7 protein-coding genes are annotated in these 8,660 nt (G+C 68.1%); all 7 read right to left on the bottom strand.

From position 1 onward, the window contains the following. Positions 1–38 precede the first annotated feature (38 nt). The 7 genes from O0J73_RS04930 to O0J73_RS04960 all read right to left on the bottom strand — a co-directional run bounded on the left by O0J73_RS04930 (position 39) and on the right by O0J73_RS04960 (position 8,610). Complete coding sequence (locus tag O0J73_RS04930) at positions 39–860, bottom strand: ferritin-like domain-containing protein (RefSeq protein ID WP_308308130.1); 822 nt, start codon at positions 858–860, stop codon at positions 39–41. A gap of 12 nt (positions 861–872) precedes the next feature. Continuing rightward, positions 873–2,339 (bottom strand): amidophosphoribosyltransferase, encoded by a 1,467-nt coding sequence (gene purF, locus O0J73_RS04935; protein ID WP_008265108.1) that lies wholly within the window; start codon positions 2,337–2,339, stop codon positions 873–875. Between the two features lie 30 nt (positions 2,340–2,369). After that, the gene (locus O0J73_RS04940; RefSeq protein WP_004154527.1) at positions 2,370–3,131 is read right to left on the bottom strand and encodes a CvpA family protein; all 762 of its coding nucleotides are present in this window, start codon (positions 3,129–3,131) and stop codon (positions 2,370–2,372) included. A gap of 43 nt (positions 3,132–3,174) precedes the next feature. After that, the gene (locus tag O0J73_RS04945; protein ID WP_197563979.1) at positions 3,175–4,230 is read right to left on the bottom strand and encodes an SPOR domain-containing protein; all 1,056 of its coding nucleotides are present in this window, start codon (positions 4,228–4,230) and stop codon (positions 3,175–3,177) included. Positions 4,231–4,311: 81 nt separating this feature from the next. Then, positions 4,312–5,583 carry a bifunctional tetrahydrofolate synthase/dihydrofolate synthase gene (folC, locus tag O0J73_RS04950; protein WP_197563980.1) on the bottom strand — a complete coding sequence of 424 codons (1,272 nt, stop codon included), beginning with the start codon at positions 5,581–5,583 and terminating at the stop codon, positions 4,312–4,314. Positions 5,584–5,624: 41 nt separating this feature from the next. Continuing rightward, complete coding sequence (locus O0J73_RS04955; protein ID WP_008268389.1) at positions 5,625–6,269, bottom strand: histidine phosphatase family protein; 645 nt, start codon at positions 6,267–6,269, stop codon at positions 5,625–5,627. A 175-nt stretch (positions 6,270–6,444) separates the two neighbouring features. Next, entirely contained in the window at positions 6,445–8,610 is a 2,166-nt protein-coding gene (locus O0J73_RS04960; protein ID WP_308308131.1) for a S46 family peptidase, read from the bottom strand. Between the last annotated feature and the right edge of the window lie 50 nt (positions 8,611–8,660).

The raw sequence follows: 8,660 nt of genomic DNA on the forward strand, positions 1-8,660 counted from the left end.
GTGCCATAAGCGACTTAATTCCCTCCGTCCCCTTTTTCTCAGCCGGCCTGATCGACCAGGTTGGCGAGTTCGTCGGCATCGAAGCCGGCCAGCAGGCGTGCTTCGATGTTGAACGGCCCATGCAGGTAACCGCCGGCGTACTCCAGCAGCAGTTCCTTGAAACGCGCGCGCGGCTCGACACCGGCGCGGTCGCAGTACCAGCGATACCAGCGCGATCCGGCTGCGACATGCGCGACTTCCTCGCGCAGGATCACTTCCAGCACATCGGCGGTTTCGCCATCGCCGACATTACGCAGCTTTTCGATCATGCCCGGGGTCACGTCCAGGCCGCGCGCTTCCAGCACGCGCGGCACCAGCGCCATCCGTGCCAGGCCGTCATGCGCGGTCTTCTCGCACATTTCCCACAGGCCGTTGTGCGCGGGGAAGTCAGCGTAGTCATGACCGTGCACCTGCAGGCGCCCACGCAGCAGCATGAAGTGCCGCGATTCGTCGTCGGCACAACTGACCCAGTCGGCGTGGAACGCCGGTGGCAGACCACGGAAGCGATACACCGCATCCCAGGCCAGGTCGATCGCGTTGAGTTCGATATGGGCGATGGCATGGATGAAGGCGGCCCGCCCTTCCACGCCACCCAGTCCGCGCCGCGGCACTTCGCGCGGATGCACCAGCGCCAACTGCGCCGGCCGACCCGGCATGCGGATCGGCTCCGGCGGCGGTGCATCAGCGGCCACCTTCAGTCGGCCGGCACGGAACGCGGCGGCGTAGGCCTGGGTCAGCGCGACCTTGCGCAGCGGATCGGCTTCGGCCAGGCACCGCTGCGCGGCGCGCAGCAGGTCGCCTCCAACGTCGGGCACGTCCATCACGCCTGGACCTCAGGCGCGGCGCTTGTGCTTGGCGTCGTCCGAACGCAGCTGCTGGATGCGCTCGAAATAGCCCGGTTCGATACCGGTCGGGTAATGACCGTTGAAGCAGGACGAATCGAAGTTGCGCAGCGCCGGGTTGCCTTCGCTCACCGCCGCTTCCATGTCTTCCAGATCCTGGTAGATCAGCCAGTCGCAGCCCAGGTGGGCTTCGATTTCTTCCACCGTGCGGTTGTGCGCCACCAGTTCTTCGGCGGCCGGCATGTCGATGCCGTAGATGTTCGGGAAGCGCACCGGCGGTGCCGCGCTGGCCAGGTAGACCTTGCGTGCACCCGCATCGCGGGCCATCTGCACGATCTGCTGGCTGGTGGTGCCGCGCACGATCGAGTCGTCCACCAGCAGCACCACGCGGTTGCGGAACTCCAGGTGGATCGGGTTGAGCTTGCGGCGCACCGACTTCACCCGCTCGCCCTGCCCCGGCATGATGAAGGTACGGCCGATGTAGCGGTTCTTGATGAAGCCTTCTCGGTACTTCACCCCGAGCACGTTGGAGATCTCCAGCGCGGCATCGCGCGAGGTGTCCGGGATCGGGATGATGGTGTCGATGTCGTGGTCCGGGCGCAGGCGCAGGATCTTCTCGCCCAGCTTGATGCCCATGCGCATGCGCGCCTTGTGCACCGAGACGTTGTCGATCATCGAATCCGGACGCGCGAAATACACGTACTCGAAGATGCACGGGGTGTGCTCGGCCGGCTCGGCACAGATCTCCGAGAACAGCTCGCCGCGCGCGGTGATCACCAGCGCTTCGCCCGGCTGCACGTCACGCACGCGCTGGAAGCCCAGCACGTCCAGCGCCGCCGACTCGGAGGCGACGATGTACTCATCGCCCTCGGCGTGGCTGCGCTTGCCCAGCACCAGCGGGCGGATGCCATGCGGGTCGCGGAAGGCGACCAGGCCCAGGCCGAGCACTACGCTGACCACCGCGTAGCCGCCCTTGCAGCGGCGGTGCACGCCGGCGACCGCGCGGATCGCGGCTTCCGGGCTGAGCTGGCGCTGTGCGTCCAGTTCGAACGCAAACACGTTCAGCAGCACTTCGCTGTCCGAATCGGTGTTGACGTTGCGGCGGTCCTGCTCGAACACCTGCTGGCGCAGCGCTTCGGTATTGATCAGGTTGCCGTTGTGGGCCAGCGCGATGCCGTAGGGCGAGTTGACGTAGAACGGCTGTGCCTCGTCCATGCCTTCCGAACCTGCGGTCGGGTAGCGCACGTGCGCAATGCCGACGCTGCCTTCCAGGGTCGACATGGTGCGCGCATCGAACACATCGCGGACCAGGCCGGTGGCCTTCTGCACGCGCAGGCGGCTGCCGCTGGCGGTGGCGATACCCGCCGCGTCCTGGCCACGGTGCTGGAGGACGGTCAAGCCGTCATACAACTGCCCGGCGACGTTCTGGTTGCCGACGATTCCGACGATGCCACACATGGTGCGAGGTCTCCGCTGGGCTGTGCCCAGTTACAGGGAAGGTGGCCGTACCTGGCCTGGGGGGGCGCCCGCAGCAGGCGCGGGCCGCGCCGGACGCGCAGGCGCCGGCTCGATGTTGCTGGGCAGTGTGGGGGCCTGCCTGGGCTCCCGCTCCACGTCCACGGGCTGCGGCCATCCGCCACCCGCCACTACCGTGTTGAGGACACCATTATCGCCTGTCGCCGTCGGCTTGCCCAACACCTGCGGTGTAGATGGGGCATTCTCGGCCAGGGGCAAGGGCAGCTGCGCCGGCAACAGGCCGTCCAGTGGCAGGGCCTGCGGCAACAGTTCGTCCAGTTGCGGCAGCTGGGCCTGCATCCAGGCCACGGCGGGCTGCAGCACGGGCCGCAGCTGTGACTGCTGCCAGGCCGGTTCGCCCGGCAGCGCCGTGAAACCGGCCAGCAGCAACAGGACGCTGGCCAGGAACAGCCCGCGGACCAGGCCCAGGGTACCGCCGAGCAGGCGGTCGACGCCGCCGAGCAGGGTCAGCTTGATGGCGGCCTTCAGCAGCAGGCCGATCAGCCCCACCACCACGACGGTCACAATGAACACGCCCAGGTATCCGGCCAGATAGTGGCCAGTACCCGGTGCCTGGGGGGCCGCCCACCAGTGCGAGGCTTGATTGCCGAAGGTGAAGGCCATCCAGCCGGCCAGCAACCATGACACCAGCGCGACCACCGTGCCGACAAAGCCGCGGATGAAACCGAACAGTACGGAGGCGCCGATCAGCACGCCCAGCACGATATCGATCACGCCGCCCGCTCCTGCCGGTGGCTGCAGCGGGTGACGCGCGCGGTCATGGGTGCGGTCGGACCATGCCCGCCACACCCACCTTGGCGGCGACCTGCGCCTTCAGCTGCTCGGCATCGGCGCGGTTGGCCACCGGTCCGACGCGGACGCGGTGCAGGGTTCCCTTTTCGGTGCGCACCTGCTCGACGAAGGCACTGAAGCCGGCGGCGCGGACCTTGTCGCGCAGCGCATTGGCATCGTTGGCCTGGCCGAACGCACCCAGCTGCACGGCAAAGCCGACGCCGCTGGCAGCAGGTGCCGCCGGTGTGGCCGGGGCTGTTGCCGGCTTGCTGGCCGTCGCCTCGGGCTTCGGCTCGGGTTTGGCTTCCGGCTTCGCCACCTCCGGCTTCAGCGCCGGCTTCGGCGGTTCCGGCTTGGCTGCCGGAGTCGTGGTGGCGGTCGGCGTGCTCGGCGGCAGGCTTTCGCTGCGCACCGGGTTGCCATTGGCCGACGGTGCAGTGGCTGCGGCCGGTGTGCTGACGCTCGGTGCAGCCGGGGCCGGGGTCGCGGCGACCGCGGCACTGTTGGCCGCAGGCGCATCCAGGGCAATGACTTCGGCCTTCACGTCGGCGCGGATCTTCACCGCCTGCAGGCGCGCGGCCTCGGCCTGGGCGCGGTCCGCATACGGCCCGACGCGCACGCGCCACGCCTGGCGGCCGTTGATGGTGGCCGCCTCTGCGAAGCCCGGCAGCTGCGAGCGCTTCAGGTAGGCAATCACCGCATCGGCGTCGGCCTTGCTGCCGTAGGCGCCGAAGGTAACCGCATAGTTGCCGGCGGCAACCGCCGGCGAGGTGTCCACGGTCGGCGGTGAGGCAGGCGTTGCAGCCTCCTGCACCGGCCTGGCCTGGCCGGTCTGCAGCCCGGTGGCGCCGCCTGCCGGAGCGACCAGCGGCAGCTCGCGGGTTTCGAACTGGCCATCGGCCGGCGCATTGGGCGCGGCGATGGGAACATTGGCGACACCACTGTCAGGTGCCGGTCCCTTGACCAGCATCGGCAGGAAAATCACGGCCAGCGCCACCAGCACGATGGCACCAATCAGACGCTGTTTCAGAGGCGTATCCACGTGAGGCAGGCAACTGTCCGGGGGTTGCCATTGATTATACGGGTGCCGGACCGGACGGCGTCGGCGTTGGCTGAACGCAGATCAGGCGTCGCTGTTCAACCAGTGCAGGGCGGCCGCAGCGGTATGGAAGGAGCCGAACACCAGCACGCGGTCGCCACGTCCGGCCTGCGCCATCACCTGTGCCAGCGCCTGCTCGACGCTGCCGGCCAGTGCTGCCGTGGCGGCCACGGTACCGGCCAGGCGTGCCTGCAGCTGGGCAGCATCCTGCCCACGCGGGCCATCCAGCCCGGCCAGGGTCCACTCGCCCACCACGTCCTGCAGGGCCTGCACCACGCCCACCGCGTCCTTGTCCTGCAGCGCGGCGTACACCGCCAGGGTGCGCCCGGGCACCACTTCGGCCTTCAATGCGCGCGCCAGCTGGCCCGCGGCCTGCGGGTTGTGGCCGACATCGACCCGGATCTGCACGCCATTCCGCTCGAAGGCCTGCATCCGGCCCGCGATGCGTGCCGCAGCGATACCGGCGGCCCAGGCCGCACGCGGCACCGGCTTGTCCAGCGCACGCAGCGCGGCGATGGCGGCGCCAGCGTTGGCCAGCTGGATCGGGCCGGCCAGGGCCGGGGTCGGCAGTTCCATGCGCATGCCGACATCACGCCAGCGCCAGCGCTGGGCATCGATCGGTTCGTAGAAGTAGTCGCTGCCGCCGCGGATCGCATTGGCACCTACCAGATAGGCACGTGCGAGCACGCTCGACGGCGGATCGGTCTCGCCCAGGATCACCGGCTTCCAGCCGCGGATGATGCCGGCCTTCTCGGCGCCGATCGCTTCGCGATCCTCGCCCAGCCACTCGGCATGGTCGATGTCCACGGTGGTGATCACCGCGACGTCGGCATCGACGATGTTGACCGCATCGAGACGGCCACCCAGGCCCACTTCCAGCACCGCCAGATCCAGCCCGGCAGCGGCGAACAGCCACAGTGCAGCCAGCGTGCCGTACTCGAAATAGGTCAGCGTGATGTCGCCGCGCGCCGCTTCAATGGCGTTGAACGCGGCGACCAGCGCCGCATCGTCCACGTCCTGGCCGTCGATGCGCACGCGCTCGTTGTAGCGCAGCAGGTGCGGCGAGGTGTACGCGCCGACCTTCCAGCCGGCGGCACGCGCGATGGCTTCGATGAAGGCCACGGTGGAACCCTTGCCATTGGTGCCACCGACCACGATGGTGCGCTTGGCCGGCGCGCCCAGCCCCATCGCCGTGGCCACGGCGCGCACGCGCTCCAGGCCCATGTCGATGCTCGCCGGGTGCTGGCGTTCAATGTAGTCCAGCCAGTCGGCCAGGGTGGTCGGGGTGTTCGTCACGGCAGCAGTTCCAGCAGAAGCAGTTGATGCGAAAGGGTGGATCAGAGGGCGCGGTGCTTGGCTTCGCCGAAGAACGGCGTGTGATGGGCGCAGTCGTTCAGGCGCACCACTTCCAGGCTGTCCAAGTCGGCGCCTTCAAGCAGGTTGAGTGTGGTCGGGGCCTGGCGGAAGGTCCACAGGCGGGAGATCGGCAGGCCCAGCACCTTGCACAGGATCACGCGGTTGACTGCGTCATGGGCGACCACCAGCAGGGTGTCGTGCTCGCCGAGGCCTTCGGTGGCGCGGGCCAGGCCACGCCAGCTGCGTTCCAGCACCAGCCGCAGCGATTCACCGCCCGGCATCAGCACGGTATCCGGCTCCTCGCGCCAGGCCTGCAGGCGCGACGGATCCTTTTCGTGGATCTCGCTGGCCAGCAGCCCTTCCCATTCGCCGTGGGCGATTTCCTGCAGCTCCGGCTCGGTCAGCAGCATGTCGGCGCGGGCAGCGCCAAGCGCCAGCTGCGCGGTGCGCTGCGCGCGCGAAAGCGGCGAGGCGACGGCACGGGTGATGTCCACCGAGGCCAGGCGGGCACCGAGTGCCTGGGCCTGGGCTTCACCGATCGGCGAAAGCGGGATGTCGATCTGGCCCTGGTAGCGGCCTTCGGCGTTCCACGGCGTTTCGCCGTGGCGGGCAAGCAGGATGCGCATGCGTGCAAGGGGTCCTGGGGGGAGGAGGTTCCCGCGTTTCGTTCACATCCTGTGAAGTACGCGGAATACGGATGATACCCGTTCGGCGCACCGGGCCGGGCATGAAAAAACCCCGCGACGTGGGTCGCGGGGTTTCGGGATTTGCCGGCCAGCGGCCGGCACTGCCGCAACCTGGTTACTTCGCCAGGTTCAGTTCCTTCAGCAGCTCCGGTGCCGGTGCCACTTCCTGCATGATCCACTGCATGTAGCGGCTGTCGACCGCGATCATGCGGGTCATCACCGGATCGAACACCCAGTTGGAGCTGACCGATTCCCAGTTGCCGTCGAAGGCCAGGCCGACCAGCTTGCCGTTCGCATCCAGCACCGGCGAGCCGGAGTTGCCACCGGTGATGTCCAGGTTGGACAGGAAGTTCACCGGCACCGAGCCGACGCGCTTGTCTTCCAGGCCGCCGTAGCGCTTGGCCTTGACCGCGTCGAGCAGTGCCTTGGGCGCATCGAACGGATCCACGCCGGTGTCCTTGGCGACAATGCCTTCCAGCGTGGTGAACGGGGTGTAGGCCACTCCATCCTTGGGCGCATAGCCCATCACGTTGCCGAAGGTGATGCGCAGCGACAGGTTGGCATCCGGGTAGACGAATTCGCCCTGGCTCTTCTTGTAGTCGGCCAGTGCCTGCAGGTACAGCGGGCGTGCGGTCAGCGACTCGCCTTCGCGGATCTTCTTCTGCTCTTCCTGCTTCAGCAGCGACGGCATGATCGCCACCGCGTACTGGATGGCCGGATCGGTGCTGGCTTCGAACGCGGCGCGGTCGGCCTTGAACCACTTCAGGCGCGCGTCCAGGCTGCCCAGCTCAGTGCCCGACAGCTTGCCCACCAGCGCCTTCACTGCGTTGGCATCGCTGCCGCCCAGCCAGGTGTTCAGCACGTCGTTGTTGCGCTGCGCGGCCGGCAGGGCGACGTACTGGTCCAGCCAGTAGGTCTGCAGCTGCTGGTCCATCTTCGCCACATAGCGGCGATCCATCTGCTTCAGGCCACCTTCCAGGGTCGGCAGGTCGCGCTGCTGGTAGCCGACTTCACGCTCGGCATCCGGCTTGGTGCGCTCGATCGACAGGCGGTACAGGCCGATGGCGGCGCTGATTGCCGAGGTGTTGTTGAACTGGCCGACGAACAGGTCACGCTCGCGGGTCGCCTTGCTGGCGTCCAGGTGCTTGATCAGCTGCGCGTGTGCAGCCAGGGCCGGCTTGCCGGCGGCGCCCTGCTTCTTCAGCCAGGCCAGCACGGCGGCTTCTTCAGCCTGCTTCTGGCCAGCGGCGTCAATGCGCTTGAAGCCTTCCAGCTGGCCGGCATAGTTCTTGGCCACGTTGTTCATGCTGGCCGCGGTGGCGGCGTACTTCACCTTGACGTCGGCGTCGGCCTTGCCGGCCTCGTCGATCATCTTCAGCACCGCATTGTAGTGCTTGGCGATGGTCGGGTAGGTCCAGCTGGCGGTTTCGTTGAACTCACCGGCCAGCGCGTAACGGTTGGTGCGGCCCGGATAACCGGCCACCATCACGAAGTCGCCGGCGCCCAGCGGCTGATCGGTGAACTTCAGGAAGTGCTTGGGCTGGTACGGCACGTTGTCGGCCGAGAACGCCGCCGGCTTGCCGTCCTTGCCGACGTAGGCGCGGTAGAACGAGAAGTCGCCGGTGTGGCGCGGCCACATCCAGTTGTCGACGTCGCCGCCGTACTTGCCGACGCTGCCCGGGGGCGCGTAGACCAGGCGCACGTCCTTGATTTCCATGTTGCGGAACAGGCGGTAGGTGTTGCCGCCGGAGAAGGTGTACAGGCGGCAGCGGAAGCCTTCCTCGGCTTCACAGGCGGCGACCTGGGCCTTGTCGAAGGCGTCCAGCGCGCGGCTGCGGGCCAGCGGATCGTTGCCGGCAGCGGCGATGGCGGCCTTGGCCTGGGCGGTGACGTCGGTGATCTGGTCGAGCACGTAGACACGGGCGTTCGGACCGGCACTCAGCTCATCGCTGTGCTTCGGGGCGTTGAAGCCGTCCTTGATCAGGTTCTTCTGCGCGGTCGAGTTCAGCTGGATCGCACCGTAGGCACAGTGGTGGTTGGTGACCACCAGGCCCTGCGGCGAAACGAAGCTGGCGGTGCAGCCGCCAAGCGCGACCACGGCGCCCATCGGATCGCCGGTGAGGTTGGACAGTTGCTCCGGGGACAGCTTCAGGCCGGCCTTCTGCAGCGGGCCGGCGATTTCCGGCAGCTGCTGCGGCACCCACATGCCTTCAGCGGCATGGGCGACCTGGACCAGCCCAAGGCTGGCGACGATGGAGAATGCAAGCAGGTTCGAGCGCATGGAGCGGCCCCTGGTAGTGGAACCCTCGATTGTAGCCCGCCCCCCTGCCC

Origin of the sequence: Stenotrophomonas sp. Sm6012 (assembly GCF_030985895.1) — a bacterium.
Lineage (GTDB): Bacteria > Pseudomonadota > Gammaproteobacteria > Xanthomonadales > Xanthomonadaceae > Stenotrophomonas > Stenotrophomonas forensis.